Source organism: Ciceribacter lividus, from assembly GCF_003337715.1.
GTDB lineage: Bacteria > Pseudomonadota > Alphaproteobacteria > Rhizobiales > Rhizobiaceae > Allorhizobium > Allorhizobium lividum.
In genome coordinates this window covers 61,244-80,394 of the sequence record NZ_QPIX01000002.1, presented here as the reverse complement: position 1 = coordinate 80,394, position 19,151 = coordinate 61,244, and the positions used below count along the sequence as shown (strand labels likewise).

General features: G+C 61.8%; 13 protein-coding genes and 1 tRNA gene. 7 read left to right on the top strand and 7 right to left on the bottom strand.

Annotation, left to right across the window (positions count from 1 at the left end):
• Positions 1 to 244: 244 nt before the first annotated feature.
• A complete protein-coding gene (locus tag DFR48_RS04230) occupies positions 245 to 3,826 on the top strand; it encodes an SIR2 family protein (RefSeq protein ID WP_114361918.1) in 3,582 nt (1,193 codons plus the stop codon).
• A gap of 174 nt (positions 3,827 to 4,000) precedes the next feature.
• On the opposite strand, the gene dapA is transcribed toward DFR48_RS04230, so the two are convergent.
• Entirely contained in the window at positions 4,001 to 4,885 is an 885-nt protein-coding gene (gene dapA, locus DFR48_RS04225) for a 4-hydroxy-tetrahydrodipicolinate synthase (protein ID WP_114361917.1), read from the bottom strand.
• A 221-nt stretch (positions 4,886 to 5,106) separates the two neighbouring features.
• On the opposite strand from dapA, the gene DFR48_RS04220 reads away from it, so the two are divergent.
• Both DFR48_RS04220 and DFR48_RS04215 read left to right on the top strand, forming a co-directional pair.
• Positions 5,107 to 7,173, top strand: coding sequence for a lytic transglycosylase domain-containing protein (locus DFR48_RS04220; RefSeq protein ID WP_114361916.1), 2,067 nt, complete (start codon positions 5,107 to 5,109; stop codon positions 7,171 to 7,173).
• Positions 7,174 to 7,261: 88 nt separating this feature from the next.
• Positions 7,262 to 8,149, top strand: coding sequence for an alpha/beta fold hydrolase (locus DFR48_RS04215; RefSeq protein ID WP_114361915.1), 888 nt, complete (start codon positions 7,262 to 7,264; stop codon positions 8,147 to 8,149).
• Between the two features lie 102 nt (positions 8,150 to 8,251).
• On the opposite strand, the gene DFR48_RS04210 is transcribed toward DFR48_RS04215, so the two are convergent.
• Together DFR48_RS04210 and DFR48_RS04205 are read right to left on the bottom strand one after the other, a co-directional pair.
• Positions 8,252 to 9,238 (bottom strand): porin, encoded by a 987-nt coding sequence (locus DFR48_RS04210; RefSeq protein ID WP_114361914.1) that lies wholly within the window; start codon positions 9,236 to 9,238, stop codon positions 8,252 to 8,254.
• 258 nt (positions 9,239 to 9,496) lie between these two features.
• Positions 9,497 to 9,587, bottom strand: a tRNA-Ser gene (locus tag DFR48_RS04205).
• A gap of 588 nt (positions 9,588 to 10,175) precedes the next feature.
• Between DFR48_RS04205 and DFR48_RS04200 the strand changes: the two genes are divergently transcribed.
• Positions 10,176 to 11,213: a porin gene (locus tag DFR48_RS04200; RefSeq protein WP_114361913.1), complete on the top strand. Its 1,038-nt coding sequence runs from the start codon at positions 10,176 to 10,178 to the stop codon at positions 11,211 to 11,213.
• Positions 11,214 to 11,496: 283 nt separating this feature from the next.
• On the top strand, positions 11,497 to 12,429 hold the full coding sequence (locus DFR48_RS04195; RefSeq protein WP_114361912.1) for a tyrosine-type recombinase/integrase: 933 nt from the start codon (positions 11,497 to 11,499) through the stop codon (positions 12,427 to 12,429).
• Positions 12,430 to 12,583: 154 nt separating this feature from the next.
• On the opposite strand, the gene DFR48_RS04190 is transcribed toward DFR48_RS04195, so the two are convergent.
• On the bottom strand, positions 12,584 to 13,393 hold the full coding sequence (locus DFR48_RS04190) for an aldolase/citrate lyase family protein (RefSeq protein ID WP_114361911.1): 810 nt from the start codon (positions 13,391 to 13,393) through the stop codon (positions 12,584 to 12,586).
• A gap of 9 nt (positions 13,394 to 13,402) precedes the next feature.
• A complete protein-coding gene (locus tag DFR48_RS04185) occupies positions 13,403 to 14,620 on the bottom strand; it encodes an NAD(P)/FAD-dependent oxidoreductase (RefSeq protein ID WP_114361910.1) in 1,218 nt (405 codons plus the stop codon).
• Between the two features lie 199 nt (positions 14,621 to 14,819).
• Between DFR48_RS04185 and DFR48_RS04180 the strand changes: the two genes are divergently transcribed.
• A complete protein-coding gene (locus tag DFR48_RS04180; RefSeq protein ID WP_114361909.1) occupies positions 14,820 to 15,854 on the top strand; it encodes a calcium-binding protein in 1,035 nt (344 codons plus the stop codon).
• A gap of 223 nt (positions 15,855 to 16,077) precedes the next feature.
• On the top strand, positions 16,078 to 17,301 hold the full coding sequence (locus tag DFR48_RS04175; protein ID WP_114361908.1) for an acyl-CoA dehydrogenase: 1,224 nt from the start codon (positions 16,078 to 16,080) through the stop codon (positions 17,299 to 17,301).
• A gap of 67 nt (positions 17,302 to 17,368) precedes the next feature.
• Here DFR48_RS04175 and fabF read toward each other — a convergent pair whose 3' ends face one another.
• Positions 17,369 to 18,637, bottom strand: coding sequence for a beta-ketoacyl-ACP synthase II (fabF, locus tag DFR48_RS04170; protein ID WP_114361907.1), 1,269 nt, complete (start codon positions 18,635 to 18,637; stop codon positions 17,369 to 17,371).
• A gap of 92 nt (positions 18,638 to 18,729) precedes the next feature.
• Positions 18,730 to 19,149 (bottom strand): MarR family winged helix-turn-helix transcriptional regulator, encoded by a 420-nt coding sequence (locus DFR48_RS04165; protein WP_114361906.1) that lies wholly within the window; start codon positions 19,147 to 19,149, stop codon positions 18,730 to 18,732.
• Positions 19,150 to 19,151: the final 2 nt, after the last annotated feature.

The following is a 19,151-nucleotide window of genomic DNA, read 5'->3' as shown; positions in this document are numbered from 1 at the left end:
GCCATTCAATTATGAGTGGCGGTTGCCGCGATGCAGACGTTCTCAGAAGACGGAAGCCGGAAACGTTGTCGCGTATTTCGGATAAGTATAAGGTTCGAAACAGAAACTCTATGGCGATTCCGCTCTTGCTAATCTGTCGGTAGATAATTTGAAGTTCAGAGACAACGGTCCCAACATCCCGAACGAACTTGTGGAAGCCCAAGAGCGGGGTGAAACGATCTTTGTGTGCGGGGCCGGAGTATCGATGGCTTCGGGTCTGCCATCCTTCAGGGAACTGGTCGAGAAAATCTACGCGGACCTCGGAGAAAACTGGTCGCTACATGCCGCCGAGCTTGAAGGCATGCGGGAGAACGGCATTCTGTCAGGTCAGTATGACCGAGTGTTGAGGTGCCTTGAACGCCGACTCTCAGGAACTAATCCCATCCACAATCGCCGCATGCGCGAGCGTATTCGATCAGCGGTGCGCGCAGCACTCAACGTATCAACCGCGGGTTCCTTGGAAAACCATTTGGCATTGATGGAACTATCACGCGACGAAGCGGGAAAGTCGCGGCTGCTGACGACCAACTTCGACACACTGTTCGAAAGATCATGGAAGGTGGGACGTGGCGACGCAATCGCTTCGCATGCAGGTGTTGCGCTTCCACCACCACGAGGGGCGGGATTTTCCGGAGTTTTACATCTGCATGGGCGCCTTTCCGATCCGGATGCGGCCCTGAATCTCTCTGAGACTGACATCGTTTTGACCAGCGCAGAGTTCGGGGACGCATATCTGCGTACCGGTTGGGCATCTAGGTACATGTATGACCTTGCCCGATCACACACGCTAGTTCTCATTGGTTATCAGGCAGAAGATCCGCCAATGCGGTATCTTCTTGAAGCACTTGAGGCGGATAGGGAAAGGTTCTCCGATCTAAAACAGGTATACGCCTTCGCCCCAGCAAAGGATGGAGACGGGCAATTGCAGGAAGCGCTCTGGAGGGCAAAAGGTGTGGTTCCCATCTTGTACCGCACGGCTGGCCACGATCATTCCGCTTTGTACAACACTATCCTTGAGTGGTGGACTTATTCCCGAGATCCCACCGCTTGGCGCACTCAACGCTTGGCTGTGATACTGGGAAAAGAACCGGATAGCGCAACTGACGATGAAATGGCAGAGTGCATTGCACTGTTAAGCCACGGCGATGCCTCGGAGATACTTGGATCGATCCGACCTGACGCTAAATGGGTCAAACCGTTGGTCGACCGCCGAGTATTCCGAAGTGGTGGTGCGCATCTCGGTAGCTGGGCAGCTGCGAAAGTCAACGATCCGGATATGGCTCGCGCTTGCGCGCCTCATAGTATTGCTGATGAACGGGGACGGTGGCTATTGCGGCGAGCGCTCGGCGATCAAAAGCAAACCATTCCGACCGCCATCGGCCAGGCGTGGCGTCTCATGCTTCGCCAACCTAGCCCGGGGGAAAATCAACTTGGGCAGGAGTGGTTCCACGCGGTTCCGTTAATAAAGCGCGGCATCACCGATTTTGACGTTCGATCAACAATCGCACAAATCTTTAGGCCGCGCCTGCGGCTTAGTACGCCTTTCCGATACGAATTGCATGAGCAGGGCGATGACGAACCCGAAGATGCAGAAATTCGTATTTCAGACCTCATAAGGGTAGATTTCGAAGGGGCTACTTATCCTTCCACATCGGATGTTATGGAAATTTGGCCTTCTGACTCCGGTCATGTCAGGCAGTTACTCAACACTCTGGATCGTGCCTTGCTTGATTCACTTGAAGAGGCCGGCGACGTCGAATTCTTGTCCGGTTGGGACCGTGCTAGCAGCGACGTCGCCTCCGTAGCTAAACACCCTCAAAACTCTCACCGTTCTGGTTTTTATCCCATCACACGGTTGGTAGCCGATCTCTGGGATAAGCTTGCAACACTTGATTCCGAAGCGGCACGTGGAATTGCCCTGCGCTGGCGCCGGTCGCAATTCGAATTGGTGCAGCGCCTTTGGTTGTATACCTTACACAACCCGATATTCGATGCAGACGTTGCAGCGGATGCTGTTATCGAACTAAGTGATAAGGTGTTCTGGGGCAGTCACTCGCCGGTCGAAATGATGAGAATGCTGGTCGGCAGATGGTCCGACATTCGGCGTGAAGCGCGAGAGCGCATAGAAGATCGATTCCGTTCGGGAATCCCGCAGTCTTTCTATGCAATTGAAATTGCTGACGACACAGAAAAGTGGCAGTCCATCCAAGACTCATTGGTCTTCCGGCGCCTCGGGCGGCTTCAAAGTTCAGGCTGTGAGCTAACGCAAGACAGCGTGGACCTGTTGAACCAAGTTCGGATGCGGCATCCCGAGTGGGCAAGTCGTCCTGGAGAAAGAGACGACTTTAGCCACTGGATGGAAATGCATTCGGGACCCGATGGTGAAGCCGAAAAACTAGCCAACGTTTCAGAGGAAAGGTTGGTTGATGAGGCTATGCGTCTTCAACGCGAAGACAGCTTCCACCAAGGCGATATCTGGCGGGTATTCTGTGCAGCGGACCCTGCTCGGGCATTGCGGGGTTTGTTATCAGAAGCGCAAGCCAACAACTGGAATTCCGAAGCCTGGCGCAGTCTATTCAATGCTGCGATGAATGTCGAAGCAACCGACTTTCAAAATACGCTGGCCGATGCAGTTCTTGACATGCCAGATGCAACGTTGACCGAAATCTTGACCCCCGCCACCCAATGGCTTGAGCGCAAACGCGAATCCATCGGAACGCATTTTCTTGCGCTTTGGGACAAAATGGGGACGTTGGCCTATCCAGAAGCGGACGTAGAATCTGAAGAATCGCAAGACGATTCTGATCTGATGTTTGAAGTCCTTAATCGACCCGGCGGAATACTCGCTTGGTCGATGCTCGATGCGCTAGGAGCATTGCAGCCGGCGAAGGACTCTGGCTTGCCAGAGAATTTCCGTGATCGGTTCAACAAGATGGTAGCTGCCGAGGGGCGTGCAGGTTTGCTAGCAAGGGTCCTGATAGCTGAGCGGCTCAACTATCTAGACTACATCGATTCAGATTGGGCGCATGAGAATCTGATACCGAAACTTGAATGGGATCACAGTGAAGCAAAGGCGCTGTGGCAGGGTTACGCAAGAAGTCGCATCGGAGCCGCGGACATTTTCAACCGGCTTAAGCCAGCCATGATTGAGGCTATCGAAAAACGAAAGCTCGGGGACAATGAACTTGAGAACATCCTGGCAAATCTGGTCAGCGTTGCCATATGGCACCATAGTGGCGAAGGTGCAGAATTTGAGCTCTTGGATTCTGAACTGAGGCGATTGCTGACGCTAGGACCGGCAAGCCTCCGGCGTCACGTAAGTTGGATGCTTTGGCGCGTCGTGTCAGATGTAGACGACGGAACAGACGATCAGCCGTCATCACCATCGAATCTATGGAATGAAGTTGTTGGCCCACTGTTCTCTTCGATTTGGCCACTAGATGCCAGCCTGCGTGACGAGCAAACATCACAAAACCTAGTCCACATGGTCCTTGATTGCGGCGATGCACTGCCAAACGCCGTATCGAGAGTTTCCGATTATTTGATGCCTTATCAACTGTACGAGATCTCTCATACCTTGCGGTTGGATGAAAAGCATGACGTTTTAGTGGGGCGCTACCCGTTGACGTTTATCGAGCTGGCTAATGTACTCATCGACCCAACCGCGTATCCTGTGCCACGAGATCTCCGAAAATTGCTAGACGACTGTGCAGCGGCAGACCAAAGCGTGAAGCATCATGACGCCTACATCAGGCTAGATGGGCTAGCACGCCAGGCCAGCGCGTAGCGCCACTGCACAAATGTGTCTAACGATACTGCGAATTGTTGGGTGACGTGGAGGTAGCTTTCCTGTGTTGCGACAGCCTATTGTCGTCAGCGTGCTAAAAGCTGCCCGCCTCCTCCTGCCCCTTGCCTGTCGTCCAACAAAAAAGGCCGGGTCACCCCGGCCTCTTCGCGTCCCTCAGCCCAACAGCCCCGCATGCGCGAGTGCCGCGTCGATGGCCGCTTCGGTGGCGGGTTCCAACGTCGGCAGCAGCGGCAGGCGCACCGTGCGGCTCATCCGGCCGAGCTTCGAGAGCGCGTATTTGACGCCGCAGAGGCCGGGCTCGATGAAGATCGCCTTGTGGAGCGGCATCAGCCGGTCCTGGTATTCGAGCGCCTTCTTGTAGTCGCCGGCGCGCGTCGCCGCCTGGAACTCGGCACAGAGCCGCGGGGCGGCGTTCGCCGTCACCGAGATGCAGCCGACGCCGCCGTGCGCGTTGAAGCCGAGCGCCGTCGCGTCTTCGCCGGAGAGCTGGATGAAGTCCGGCCCGCAGGTGATCCGCTGCTCGGAGACGCGCTCGATCTTGCCGGTCGCATCCTTCACGCCGACGATGTTCTTGTGCGCCCTGGCGAGCTTGCCCATGGTTTCCGGGCTCATGTCGATCACCGAACGGCCGGGGATGTTGTAGATGAAGATCGGCAGCTTCACCGCATCGGCAACCGCCGCAAAATGGGCGAAGAGGCCCTTCTGCGTCGGCTTGTTGTAATAGGGGGTGACGACGAGCAGCGCATCGGCGCCGACGGCTTCGGCATGCTGCGCAAGCTCGATCGCCTCGTTCGTGTTGTTGGAGCCGGCGCCGGCGATCACCGGGACGCGCTTCTTTGCCGCCTCGACGCAGAGTTCCACGACCCGTTTGTGCTCCGCATGGGAAAGGGTCGGCGATTCACCCGTCGTGCCGACCGGCACGAGACCGGTCGAGCCTTCGGCGATCTGCCATTCCACATGCGCTGCGAAAGCTGCCTCATCGACCGCACCGGTTTCGGTGAACGGCGTCACGAGAGCAGGAATGGATCCCTGGAACATGCATAAAACTCCTCACGGCCGGCATTCATGCTTCGGCCGCATTCCTCGGTTACGAACGCGCGCAGCTTATTGCGGCCTCCGGGCCGCGGCAAGCGCACCGGGCGCGGTTTTATGACAGTTTCACCCGGCGTAAAAGCGGGAAAATCTGGTGCTGCGGTAAGGTTCCGTTAATATGCTCGGCAACTAATGGAGATATTCCACATCTGCCATCGGGTACGGGGATGAAAAGAGCGCTTCTGCTGACCTCCGCCTTCGGTTTCGGGCTGGCGGCCGCTGTCGCCATGGCCGGCCCGCCGGACGGCGGCGCCGTGCCCCTGCCGATGCCGAAGCCCGACATGCGCCCGGTCGAGGCTGCCCTGATGCCGACCTTCGAGATCACCGGCGCAATCCCGCGGATGGGACGCCTGCCGGCCGCCGATCCGCGGCTGAAGGCGGGGCTCGACGCGCTCTCCAACAAGGACGGTGCCGGGGCGCTCGCCATCCGCGACCGGATGGAAGCCTCGCTCGACCGGCATATGCTCACCTGGTCGATCGCCATGTCCGGTCTGCCGGGAATCCCCTCTTCCGCCATCGCCGCAGCGCAACGCGAGCTCGACGGCTGGCCGGGGCTTTCCGCCTTCCGGGCCAATTCCGAACGCGCGCTCTACCGCGAAAACCCGCCGGCCGATGCCGTGCTTTCCGCCTTCGGCGCGACGAAACCGGAAACGCCGGAGGGCGCGGTGATCCTGGCGCGGGCAGAGCTCGCCACCGGTGACCGGGCAGCGGCCACCCGCACGCTCCGCGCGATCTGGCACGGCGAAGCGCTCGACAAGACGATGGAGGACAGGATCCTCAAGGAGTTTTCTGGGCTCCTCACCACCGCCGACCACAAGACCCGGATGGACTATCTCCTCTATCGCGGGCGGGTGACGCAGGCCAAACGCTTCTCCACCCTCGGCGAGGCGCAGTCGCTCTATAATGCCTGGACGGCGGTGCTCAACCGCTCCTCGAAGGCCGGCCAGTTGCTCGCCGCCGTCGACCCGCGCTGGGCCAAGGACCCTGCCCTGCTCTTTGCGCGGATCGAAAATCTCCGCCGGCAGGACAAGTACGAGGAAGCCGCGAGCCTGCTCGCGAAGGCGCCGCGCGATGCCGCGGCACTCGTCAACACCACCGAATGGTGGAACGAGCAGCGCATCGTCGCCCGCGGTCTCGCCGACCAGGGCGACTTCAAGGCGGCCTACCGGGTTGCGGCGCGCCATACGGCGGCCGAATCGGGCGACATCGTCGATGCGGAGTTCCATGCCGGCTGGTATGCGCTGCGCGGGCTCGGCGACGCCGAGACCGCCGCCGCGCATTTCCGCAAGATCCTCACCGTGTCGCAAAAGCCGCTTTCGGTTTCGCGGGCCTGGTACTGGCTCGGCCGCGCCGCCGAGGCGGGCGGCAAGGCGGATGCTAAGGACTTCTTCCTGAAGGCGGCGCGCTACCCGAGCACCTTCTACGGCCAGCTTGCCGCCGCGCGGCTCAAGTCGCCGGGGCTTACGATTCCCTATCCCGAGCCGACACCCGAGGAGCGACGGACCTTCGCCAGTCGCGAGGCGGTGCAGGCGATCGCGCGCTTCGAGGCGGCCGGTCACGGCTGGCGGGCGGAAAGCCTCTACCGGGCGCTCGCCCAGCAACTCGACAGTCCCGGTGAGCTCGCGCTGCTTGCGGCCAAGGCCGAGAAAAGCGTCGGCCACCAGCTCTCGTTGCAGGTCGGCAAGACAGCCTATGCGCGCGGCATCGACGTGCCCGCGCTCGCCTTCCCGATCGGCGTCATTCCGAGCTCCGCCAACATCGCGGGTTCCGGCAAGGCGCTCGCTTACGCGATTGCGCGGCAGGAAAGCGCCTTCAATCCGGCTGCCGTCTCGCCGGCGGATGCCCGCGGCCTCCTGCAACTGATGCCGGGCACCGCGAAGGGCGTCGCCGGGCGCTACGGTCTCGCCTATTCGCCGGAAAAGCTTACCTCCGACGCCGGCTACAATGCGACGCTCGGAGCACACTATCTCGGCGAACAGATCGACAAGTTCGGCGGCTCCTACGTGCTCACCTTCGTCGCCTACAATGCCGGGCCGAAGCGCGTGCCGGAATGGATCGCCCGCTACGGCGACCCGCGCGGCAAGTCGATCGACGACGTCGTCGACTGGATCGAGCGCATTCCCTTCCCCGAGACGCGCAACTACGTGCAGCGGGTGATGGAGAACTACCAGATCTACAAGACCCGCCTCGGACAGACGGCCGACATCGTCCACGACCTGCGCTACGGGCGCTGAGGCCGTCTCTCGACAACCCTCTGTTTTCGTGGAACTTTGCGACATGGCGTCCGCATGGCCGCCTTGCAGGCAAGACCGGGAGGATGGCATGGCGGCGGACGGAACCGAGGATTTCGCAGCGTTCGAGGTAACGGTTCCCGACGGGCTCACGCTGCGCGGCCGCATCTTCGGAGAGGAGATCGGCGGAACGCCCGTCGTCTGCCTCGCCGGGCTCACCCGCAACGGCCGCGACTTCGCGCCGCTCGCCCAGTGGCTGGCGGACCATCCCGAGCGCCCCTTCAAGGTCGTGACGATCGATTCGCGCGGCCGCGGCGCATCCGATCGCGATCCAGATGCGAGCCGCTACACGGTTCCGGTCGAAACCGGCGACGTCATCGCCGTCTGCGAGACGCTTGGCATCGCCCGCGCCGCCTTCATCGGCACCTCGCGCGGCGGCCTCATCCTCCATATCCTCGCCGCCCTCAGACCCGATCTCATTGCGGCTGCGGTCTTGAACGATATCGGCCCGGTCATCGAGGCGGAAGGACTGCGGCACATACAGGCCTATCTCGGCCGAAACACCCAGCTTTCGAACTTCACGCAGGCGGCTGACCATCTGCAGGCCGTCCACGGACCGCATTTCCCGGCCCTTTCCGGGGACGACTGGCAGGAGATGGCACGCGCCATCTATCGGGAGCAGAACGGGATGATAGAGGCGGACTGCGATCCGGCGATCGCCGAAGCGACGGTCGCTGCGGATTTCAGCGCTCCGCTGCCCGACCTCTGGCCGCAGTTCGAGGGCTTCGCCGACTTGCCGCTGATGGCGATCCGCGGCGAGCATTCGACGCTTCTGTCCGAAGAGACGGTCGAGGAGATGGGGCGGCGCCACCCTGCCCTGCGGCGGTCGACGGCGAGCGGCCAGGGGCATGCACCGCTCCTGCATCTCGGCGACCTGTCCCGAAGCATCCATCGCTTTCTCGCCGAAAGCGTCGGCTAGTTCGTCATCGCCCGCTCGAAGAGCGGACATGGAACCCTTTGTTCCAAAACGAAAAAGCCCGGCGCGAAGGCCGGGCTTTCCCTATAAGATCAGGTGATCCTATTAGAACGAACGCTGCAGGCGGAAGTAACCACCCCATGCGCCGTCGTCGCCAGCGACGTCGGTGTCCTTGTACTGTACCGAAACCTTGGCAGCGAGACCTTCGGCGATCTTGTAGTCGAGAGCGACGCCGGCCTTCCACTGGTCGACGTTGGCAAAGCCAACGTTCCACCAGTACTGAACACCGGGGGTCAGGGTCAGCTTGTCGGTGAGCTTGGCAGCGTACGAAGCGGCAACGGTCCACTCGGAAGCACCGTAGTACTGGTTGTAACCGCTCGAGTAGATCGCGGCAAAGCCGAGCGTGCCCGGGCCGACTTCGGCTTCTACGATACCGCGGACAGCACCTTCGCTGTTGGCGAAGTCATAGCCGCCGAGCAGGTAGGCGGTAACCGGACCGAAGGTGGCCGAAACCTGGCCTTCGATGCCGACGCCGTCGTTGTTGCCGACAGAAGCGTGCAGTTCGTCAACGAAGACGCCGACCTTGAAGGCGTCGGCAGCATATTCGTAACCGATCGAGTTGATCAGGTTCGAGCCGAGTTCGTCGGTTTCGCCGGCGAGGCCGTTATCCCAGTAGTTGTAGAAGTAGCCGACCTTGAAGCCGCCGACGGTGATGGAAGCTTCGTCGAGAACGAAGGTACCGTCCTGGCCGTCTTCGTCACCCCAAGCGTAGAGAACGATGGTCGAACCGATCGTGCCGATTTCCGAGTCGTTCTTGGCGTCGAACTGGACGAGGCCACGCGACTTGGCGTTCCAGTCGCTGGTGTTGGTGTTGTTGTCGTACGACCAGCTGAGCTGGGCGCGGACCGAACCGCTGATCTTGAGGCAGGTTTCGGTGCCGGGGATGTAGAAGTAGCCGGTGCCGAAAGCGTCGCAAACGCGAACGTATTCCATCGGCTCGGGCTCGGCAGCAACGATAGCGTCGGCAGCCTGAGCGCCGGAAACTACTGCGAGAGCAGCAGCGGAGCCGAGAAGAAGGCTCTTGATGTTCATATTGACCTCCAGTCAATTTTAAGGGGAGGTCATAACAAGTCTGGTGCAATTTTGTTTATATTCAATAACTTACATGAAATGACAACCTGCCGCACAGGCGACGACGCGACGTTCGGCGCAGTTTTCGATGACGTCTGGTGCGTGAAATGCGCGACATCACGGACGCTCGAGACGATGCTCCACTGGCGCTTCGGTCAAAGAAAAACGGTGAGGATGGAGTGTGCCTTGTGGGGCGTCGGTGTCGATGCCAGCCAGAAATGGCGGAGAGGAAGGGATTCGAACCCTCGATACGCTTTTGACGTATACTCCCTTAGCAGGGGAGCGCCTTCGACCACTCGGCCACCTCTCCGGTGCGGCTTGATTATTTGCATAAGGGTCCGATTGCAAGGCCTTTTCGCCGGATTTCACATTTTCCGCAGGCTTCGACGACCACGAGCTGCTCCAGCGGAGAATCGGCCGGCCGAGCGCCAGGACGATTCGGCGCGAAATCCCACCGAAAGCCGATTTTGCTCCCCGATCCGGCGTGTCGGCGTGCCAAGTTGGCACAGCCCTGCCGCCCGATCGGCATGCCTCCAGTCCGGAAAGCCTCTCTCTCTTCGGCGGAAAACCGCAGAATCATGACAATCGGCGGCGGTAGCTCTTCCCCGAAGCGCATCGCTAAGTGCCGCATACGAAAGGACTTTCTTAATAAGGGGTAAAGAAGCGCGCGGCTCGGAGGGTCGGTTTGTGTCCTTTCGGCAACAGCCCGTTGGGAAGGGGGGTGCGATATCTTCCTTTCGGCTGTTTGGTGATTGCATGACCGGTCGCGTTTTGTATTTTCAATCTCGGAAGCGAGGCGGTGGATCGTCCGTCTTCTGAAACCGACGGGGATGGGGCAGGGAATGCTGTCCTTCAGCCAAAGAACCCAGACCCATACGAAACTTGACTGGAGGTCAATATGAACATCAAGAGCCTTCTTCTCGGCTCCGCTGCTGCTCTCGCAGTAGTTTCCGGCGCTCAGGCTGCCGACGCTATCGTTGCTGCCGAGCCCGAGCCGATGGAATACGTTCGCGTTTGCGACGCTTTCGGCACCGGCTACTTCTACATCCCCGGCACCGAAACCTGCCTCAAGATCAGCGGCTACGTTCGTGCTCAGCTCGACTGGCAAAATGACCCGAACGTTCCTGCCGGCACCGACGAGTTCTCGATGGATGCCCGCACCCGTGGCTATCTCGCGATCGAGGCCAAGAACGACTCCGAAATTGGCACGATCGGTTCCTACTTCGCGTTCAAGTCCTGGGGTAATGGCGACTACAGCAACTCCGCCTTTGAACTCGACGAAGCCTACATCACGGTCGGCGGCTTCAAGGTCGGCTACATGTACAACTACTGGGATAGCGGCCTCAACGGTGAAACCGACGATCTCGGCTCGAACCTGATCAACTCGATCGGTTACGAATATGCTGCCGACGCCTTCAAGGTCGGCGTCTTCGTTGACGAACTGACCGACACCTACAGTGGCTGGCCGGTTAGCTACGCCGGTACCGACGGTGTCGGTATCGAAGGCCAGGTTTCGGCCACCTTCGGCCCGGTTACCGCCTACCTGCTCGGCGGTTACGACTTCGCGGCTGACAACGGTGCCATCCGCGGTATCGTCGAAGCTGAAGTCGGCCCTGGCACGCTTGGCGTTGCCGCGATCTGGTCGTCCGGCGCGAATGCCTACTACGACCTCGCGGAGTGGACTGTTGCCGCTTCGTACGCTGCCAAACTCACCGACAAGCTGACCCTGACCCCCGGTGTCCAGTACTGGTGGAACTACGGCCTGATCGGCGTTGACAACTTCAGCGGTGACGACGCCTGGAAGGCTGGCGTAACCCTCGACTACGCAATCGCTTCCGGCCTCGCTGCCAAGGTTTCGGTTCAGTACAGCGACAGCAATGCTGCCGGCGTAGACGGCGTTTGGGACGGCTTCTTCCGCCTGCAGCGTTCGTTCTGATCGTCAAGCGATCACGTGAAATTGAGGTCCGGCTTTCGAGCCGGATCTTTCCCGGTCGTGGGAGGCGTCGGGTTTGAAGATCTTTCCTTTGTTCACAGCGGTTTCGGCATCAGAGATCATATCTGAAAGAGAGAAGGAGGTCTGGATAAGTCCACAGTCTGCATTGGCATGGAATGAGTACCCCGCGCATTTGCATGGTTGTTGAAGATAAATTTTAGGCATAACTTTATGAGCCCGCACTTTTGCGGGGCGAAGGTTTTTTGCGTTTTTGAGGAATGTGAGCGTGAGCAAGGCGGAGACGAAGACACTGGATTTCGATCAGCAGGTCGAGCTGCCGTCCTATCTTGTTCACTACCAGTATCGCCTCAATACGCCGATGGAGGTGAAGGAGACCTCGCTGCGAGCCATGTTCGGCAAGTATGGCGACCTCCTCTGGCTCAACGGCAGCCATAAATACAATGTCACCAATTTCATTAGTGAGCTTCACGATCTTCTGGATAATCCGAGCTTTTCCTCCTTCTCCCAGGAAATGCTCGACCAACTGATTGGTAAGTTGCGCAAGCGCGGTAACAGCAATGCCACCATCAACCGCAAGATGGCGGCCTTAAGCAAACTACTGCGAAAGGCGTACAAGATGGGCGACATACACAGTCTGCCGGAGTTCAAGCGGCAGAAAGAAAAGGCCGGACGCATCCGTTTCCTCGACGGAGAGGAAGAGATCGCGCTGTTCAACGAAATCCGGTCGCATTCCGAACTCTATCAACGCTTCTGCATCTTCCTGGTCGATACCGGTGCGCGCCTGAGCGAAGGCCTCGACCTGCGCTGGGGCGACATCACCGAAAGCCGCGTCACCTTCTGGGTCACCAAGTCCGGGCGCAGCCGCTCGGTTCCCCTCACCCATCGTGCCGCGAAGGCGATCGCCGCCTCGGACAAGCGCAAGCCGGGCCCGTTCAGCGACATCGACCAGCAACGCTTCCGCATCGCCTGGCACCAGGCGAAGGACGTGATCGGTCTCGGCGACGACAAGGACGTCGTTCCGCACATCCTGCGCCACACCTGCGCCTCGCGCCTCGTGCAGGGCGGCATCGACATCCGCCGCGTCCAGATGTGGCTCGGCCACCAGACCCTGCAGATGACCATGCGCTATGCGCACCTCGCCTCGCATGACCTCGACATGTGCGTTCCGATCCTGGAGCGTGCGGCTTCCGGCAAGTAATCGCCGCGGAAATCCCTTCCGCAGCGCCATCGTCAGCCCGCCAGGGCACGCCTTCTTTCCAAACTCGCAGATATCCCGAAGAGCGCACCGCAAAGGTGCACGAGATTGCGGCTCCTCGCCGTCCGGCTTCCTGTCGCGGCCTTCGTTCGCTGCGTCAGTAACCCGGCCGCGAGGAAGTGACGGTCTTCGCCCCCTCGCCGTCGCGATAGCGCGACCGCAGGGTGCGCAGCGCGCCGGAGAACTCGGTGACGTCGGCCCCGACGGCGACATAGCTCGCGCCGAGCGTGATATAGCGGCGGTTGAGCTCCTCGCTGAAGGTCAGGATGCCGGCGGCCTTGCCGGCCTTCACGATGGTGGCGATCGCGCTTTCGATCACCGACTGCACCTCCGGCGCGTCCATCCGGCCGAGGAAGCCCATGTCGGCGGCGAGATCGGCCGGCCCGATGAAGACGCCGTCGACCCCGTCCACGGCGGCGATGTTTTCAAGATCCGCAATCGCCGCCCGGCTTTCCGCCTGGACGAGAAGGCAGATGCCGTCGGAGGCCGTGTCGGCATAGTCGGGAATGGTGTTGAAGGCCGAGGCGCGGGCAACGGCCGCCCCGACGCCGCGCACGCCATGCGGTGGATAGCGGACGGCGCGCACCAGTTCCCGCGCCTGTTCGGCCGAATCGACCATCGGAATCAGCAAGGTTCGCGCCCCGATGTCGAGCAACTGCTTGATCATCCAGGTTTCACCGACCGGCGCGCGCACCACCGGCTCGGCGGAGGATGACGAGAGCGCCTGAAGCTGGGCGAGAATGCTGCGCAGATCGTTCGGGCCGTGCTCCCCGTCGATCACCAGCCAGTCGAAGCCAGCGTGACCGGCGATCTCGGCGGCAAGCGCATCGGCCATGTCGAGCCAGAGGCCGATCTGCGGCCGGCCTTCGCGGATTGCCCTCTTGAACAGGTTTTCACGGACAGCCATCGGTTCCCCTCAGGAAAGCAGTGTCTTGAGATCGAAGGCGGGATCGATGACCGCCACCTTGTCGGCGTTACGGCCGAGTTCCAGCAGCTTCTTGCCGGTCACATAAGCCTTGGCGTCGTTGATCGCGTCGACGGCGATCAATTGTCTCTCTTTATAATACCAGACGGAGAGGCTTTCCTCGCGGGCACCGGGCCGCACCACGGTTTCGTCATAGCCCATATTGAAGCCGGCGATCTGCAGCTTGACGTCATACTGGTCCGACCAGAACCACGGCTTCGGATCGTAGGGATCGGAGCCGCCGGCGATGACGGCAGCGGCCGCCTCCGCCTGGTCGACGGCGTTCTGGACCGATTCGAGCCGCACCTGCGCGCCCCTCCAGGTGAAGACCGTACAGTCACCGGCCGCATAGATCGACGGATCGGAGGTGCGGGCAAACGCATCGACAACGATGCCGCCCGCAGTCTCGAGACCGGCATCGACGGCCAGCCGGTCGTTCGGCGTCACGCCGATGCCGACGATCACGAAATCGACGTCGAGCACCGAACCGTCGGACAGCTCGGCCCCCTTGACCCTGCCCGCGTCACCGATCAGGCGCCCGAGGCCGGTCTTCTCGCGAATGTCGACGCCGTTCTTCCGGTGGATGGCGCGCATGGCGTCCGCTGTCTCCTTCGCGGCGACGCGCTGCAGGATGCGGTCGGCCATTTCGATCAGCGTGACCTCGACGCCGAGCTTGCGGGCAACAGCCGCCGCCTCGAGGCCGATATAGCCGCCGCCGATGATGAGAAGCCGTCGCCCCTCTTTCATCTCTCCGGCCATCCTGTCCGCATCCTTGCGGTCGCGAACGGTATAGACGCCGTCGAGATCGCCGCCGATCGCCGCCGGCAGCCGTCGCGGCGTCGCGCCGGTCGCCAGCACCAGCGTCTCGTAGGGGATCGCATTACCGTCGAAGAGACGCACGACCTTCTCATCGCGGACGATCTCCTCGACCGGCGTCGACAACCGGATCTCGACCGCGTTCTCGGCGAACCAGTTTTCGGGACGGAACAGCAGCCGGTCGAAGGTCATCTCGCCCAGCAGGTATTTCTTGGAAAGCGGCGGGCGCTGGTAGGGAAGGCAGTCCTCCGCGCCGAGGATGGTGATCGGCCGCATGTCCTTCAGTATCCGGAGCTTGGCGGCGACGGCAAATCCTGCCTGACCTGCCCCGACGATGACCAGTCTGCCCGTCACGTTGCTCTCCTGCAAAATCCGAAAAATGGCGTGGAAGGTCGCCGGCGCACCGGCAGAAGGAATGGTTTCAAGGGGTACCGCCAAAGCCGCAGGGCCGTCAAGCAAGCAGCGGCCGTGCCCCGACAATTCCGCCGTTCAGCCTGCATTCAGCCATGCGGGGCGACTATCCCTGCCAAGCCTGCATCCAGGAGGTATCCCGATGGCAACCAACATCTACGGCACGAGCTACAACGACGTCATCTATCAGGACGGCTACCCATACGTGAACATCTACGCCTATGGCGGCAACGACCGGATCTACCTGAACCTGGGCGGCAACTATGGCGGCTTCAACTATGTGAACGCCGGCAGCGGCAACGACCGCGTCGAGAACACCTTCGAGGGCGGCAACCGCATCTATCTCGGCACGGGTGACGACGTCTATATCGGCACCGGCTTCTCGACTGCGGCGGATTACGTCGACCAGGTGAACGCCGGCGATGGCAATGACGCGATCCAGGTCTACACCTACCAGAGCATCTATAACGGCGAGGCCGGCAACGACCGCTTCTACTCCGTCGGCTGGGAGAACACCTTCCACGGCGGCACCGGCACCGACCTGATCAGCTACAAGATCCAGGACGGAGACGCCGACCTCAGGGGCTACGGCATCAAGATCGATCTCGGCAACGGCTATGCCACCGCCACCGGCTACGAAACGGAAACGCTGATCAGCATCGAGAACGCCGTCGGCACCGGTTATGCCGACACGATCCTCGGCTCGAGCGTCGCCAACACGCTCTGGGGCGACAACGGCAATGACCTTCTGAACGGCTACGGCGGCAACGACATCCTGCTGGGTGGCAACGGCAACGACCGCATCGACGGCGGTTCGGGCAACGACCGGATCTACGGGGATGCCGGCTACGATGCCATGACCGGCGGCACCGGCGCCGACACCTTCCATTTCACCAAGATCACCGACACCCGCGTCGGCGCCTATCGCGACGTCGTCAGCGACTTCCATCGCAGCGAGGGCGACAAGATCGACCTTCGTTCGATCGACGCCGACACCCACCATACAGGCAACCAGACCTTCGACTTCATCGGCACGGCCGCCTTCAGCCACACCGAGGGCGAACTGCGGTTCTCCGGCGGCGTGCTCTCCGGCGACGTGAACGGGGACGGCGTCGCCGACTTCCAGGTCGGGGTCTCCGGATTGACCCGCATGTATGCGAGCGATTTCTATCTCTGATCCACCAGGGATGAAGCGAAGGCCCGGCACCTCGCGAGAGGTGTCGGGCCTTTTTCGTTTCATCTCAAGGGATTGATCAAACTCATTCCGCCATGGAATGACATCATGCGCTCATAAAATTCAAACGATTTTGGCTAATCGCCGCAAATTTAAGGCTTTTCCTTCCACGAAAGGTGATGTAGCAATAGGCCAAAATCCGTTGAATTCATGCAGGGACGGCGACATGACAGACCACCATCCAGCAACTCCGGAACAGGCACGCGCCAAGATGGCCGCCTTCGTCTGGGACGACCCCTTCCTCCTCGAGGAGCAGTTGACCGACGAAGAGCGTATGATCCGCGACACCGCGCGCGCCTACTGCCAGGACAAGCTCGCGAGCCGCGTGACCGAGGCCAACCGCCACGAGGTCTTCCATCGCGAGATCATGAGCGAGATGGGTGAACTGGGTCTGCTCGGCCCGACCATTCCGGAGGAGTTCGGCGGCGTCGGCGCCAATTACGTCTCCTACGGGCTCGTCGCCCGCGAGGTCGAGCGCGTCGATTCGGGCTATCGCTCCGCCATGTCGGTACAGTCGTCGCTCGTCATGCACCCGATCTTCGCCTACGGCACCGACGAACAGCGCGCCAAGTACCTGCCGAAGCTCGCAAGCGGCGAGTGGGTCGGCTGCTTCGGCCTCACCGAGCCCGACCACGGCTCCGATCCGGGCTCGATGATCACCCGCGCGAAGAAGGTCGACGGCGGCTATCTCGTCTCCGGCGCCAAGAACTGGATCACCAATTCGCCGATCGCCGATGTCGCGGTGGTGTGGGCGAAGTCCGACGCCCATGACGGCAAGATCAAGGGCTTCATCCTCGAACGCGGGATGAAGGGCTTCGAGACACCGAAGATCGAGGGCAAGTTCTCGCTGCGCGCCTCCGTCACCGGCATGATCCAGATGGACGAGGTCTTCGTTCCCGACGAAAACCTGCTGCCGCACGTCGCCGGTCTCGCCGGCCCGTTCGGCTGCCTCAACCGCGCCCGCTACGGCATCGCCTGGGGTGCGCTGGGTGCCGCCGAATTCTGCTGGCACGCCGCGCGACAGTATACGCTCGACCGCAAGCAGTTCGGCAAGCCGCTCGCCGCCACCCAGCTCGTCCAGAAGAAGCTCGCCGACATGGAGACCGAGATCGCCCTCGGACTTCAGGGCGTTCTGCGCCTCGGACGCCTCTTCGACGAGCATCGCGCACCCGCCGAACTCATCTCGATGATGAAGCGCAACAATTGCGGCAAGGCGCTCGACATCGCCCGCGTCGCTCGCGACATGCACGGCGGTAACGGCGTTTCGGACGAATACGGCGTCATCCGCCACGTCATGAACCTGGAAGCCGTCAACACCTATGAGGGCACGCACGACATCCATGCGCTGATCCTCGGCCGCGCCCAGACCGGCCTGCAGGCGTTCCAGTAAGCCTCGGCGACGTTCCCGACTCAAGAGAAGCCGTGCCGGGCGACCGGCGCGGCTCTTTCTTTAGGCGTCATGCGAAGCGACTGAACACCAGGGCGGCATTCACCCCGCCGAAGCCGAAGGCGTTCGACAGGACATGGTCGACCCGAACCGGCGACGCCTTGCCGCGCAGCAGGTTGAAACCTTCCGCCTCGGGCGCCGGCTCCTCGATATTGAGGCCCGCCGGCAGCAAGCCGTCGCGGATCGCGAGGATCGAGAAGACCGCCTCGATCGCGCCGGCCGCTCCGAGCATGTGCCCCGTCGCCGATTTGGTCGAACTGACGGCAACGCCGCCGCCACTCGGTCCGAAGACCCTTTCCAGGGCTGCCAGTTCCGCCGCGTCACCAACCGGCGTCGATGTTGCGTGCGCGTTGACGTAACCGATCTTCTCCGGCGCGAGCCCTGCCGCGGCAAGCGCCAGCTCCATCGCCCGGGCCGCCTCGCGCCCGTCGGGCCAGCCCGCCGTGACGTGGTGGGCGTCGGTGGTGGTGCCGTAACCGGACAACACCGCCAGCGGACGGGCGCCGCGCGCCTCGGCATGGCCGAGCCGCTCGATCACCAGCATGGCGGCCCCCTCGGACAGGACGAAGCCGTCATGATGCGCATCGAACGGGCGGGAGGCGCGATGCGGTTCATCGTTGAAGCCGAAGGAGAGCGCCTTTGCCGCGGTAAAGCCGCCGATCGCGACCGGGTCCACGCAGGCTTCCGTGCCGCCGCAGAGTGCAATGTCGGCCTCGCCGCTGCGGATCAGGCGCATGGCATCGCCGATCGCCTGCGCGGAGGCGGCGCAGGCCGTAACCGGAGCCCCTGACGGACCGTGAAAGCCGAAGCGGATGGAAACCTGCCCGGTCGCGAGATTGGGCAGGAAGGAGGGAACGACGAAAGGGGAAAGGCGCCGCGTGCCGGAGGTGCGGATCAGTTCCGTCGCCGCGGTGATCGCAGGCACGCCGCCGACGCCGGTGCCGATGATGGTCGCCGTGCGCATGCCGTCCGCCGGGTCTTCCGGATGCCAGCCGGCCTGGTCCAGCGCCTCCTTCGCCGCCGCCATGGCATAATGAATGAAAAGGTCGGTCCGCCGGAGTTCCCGCGGGTCCATCGCCGCCTCGGGATCGAAGCCCTGCGGGTCGTCCGTATGGCTCGGCACCAGACCGGCAATCCGACATTTCCAGCCTTCGGTGTCGAAGCGCGTATTGGTGCGAATGCCGCTCTCGCCGGCAAGCAACCGGCTCCAGGTGGCATCGACGCCGGCGCCCAGGGGCGAGACCGCACCGAGGCCCGTTATGACGATTGGTTCATGCATCCGCGATCTCCCGCTTGTATTGCATCAGTATCGTGCATTTACACTGTGCATATGCACTATACAAGCGGCAACTTGGCGGCCGGACCGAAGCCTCATCGTGCCAGATGCCGGGCGACCTTGAGATAGGTGGCGACCTCGTCGGCGGAAAGGCCGGTCAGCAGGCCGGGCTGGGCGTCGCGCCACGCGACGAGGAGTTGCTCGAGCAGCGCGTCGCCCTCCTCCGTCAGCGTACAGAACCTGGCATTGCCGGAGGGGCCGGGGAGACGGCGCACGAGCCCCTTGCGTTCGAGGAGGTCCAGATTGCGGGTCAGGCTGGTGCGGTCGAGCGAGATGCGCTGTGCCAGCGAGGCCACGGGCTCCTCCGGGTGGGAGCGGATTGCCCCGAGAAGCGAAAACTGCTGCACCGTGACGCCGAAGGGCTTCAGCCTGGCATCATAGCGGCGCAGCAGAGACCGCGCTGCGGAAACCGTATTGAGGACGAGGCAGTCGGCGAGTTCTTCGGGCATCGGCATGG

Excerpts from the sequence above, each read along its gene's own strand:
- DFR48_RS04175 (WP_114361908.1), top strand. The coding sequence starts at position 16,078 with ATGACAGACCACCATCCAGCAACTCCGGAACAGGCACGCGCCAAGATG.
- DFR48_RS04210 (WP_114361914.1), bottom strand. The coding sequence starts at position 9,238 with ATGAACATCAAGAGCCTTCTTCTCGGCTCCGCTGCTGCTCTCGCAGTA.
- dapA (WP_114361917.1), bottom strand. The coding sequence starts at position 4,885 with ATGTTCCAGGGATCCATTCCTGCTCTCGTGACGCCGTTCACCGAAACC.
- DFR48_RS04230 (WP_114361918.1), top strand. The coding sequence starts at position 245 with ATGGCTTCGGGTCTGCCATCCTTCAGGGAACTGGTCGAGAAAATCTAC.
- DFR48_RS04200 (WP_114361913.1), top strand. The coding sequence starts at position 10,176 with ATGAACATCAAGAGCCTTCTTCTCGGCTCCGCTGCTGCTCTCGCAGTA.
- DFR48_RS04220 (WP_114361916.1), top strand. The coding sequence starts at position 5,107 with ATGAAAAGAGCGCTTCTGCTGACCTCCGCCTTCGGTTTCGGGCTGGCG.
- DFR48_RS04215 (WP_114361915.1), top strand. The coding sequence starts at position 7,262 with ATGGCGGCGGACGGAACCGAGGATTTCGCAGCGTTCGAGGTAACGGTT.
- fabF (WP_114361907.1), bottom strand. The coding sequence starts at position 18,637 with ATGCATGAACCAATCGTCATAACGGGCCTCGGTGCGGTCTCGCCCCTG.
- DFR48_RS04190 (WP_114361911.1), bottom strand. The coding sequence starts at position 13,393 with ATGGCTGTCCGTGAAAACCTGTTCAAGAGGGCAATCCGCGAAGGCCGG.
- DFR48_RS04180 (WP_114361909.1), top strand. The coding sequence starts at position 14,820 with ATGGCAACCAACATCTACGGCACGAGCTACAACGACGTCATCTATCAG.
- DFR48_RS04165 (WP_114361906.1), bottom strand. The coding sequence starts at position 19,149 with ATGCCGATGCCCGAAGAACTCGCCGACTGCCTCGTCCTCAATACGGTT.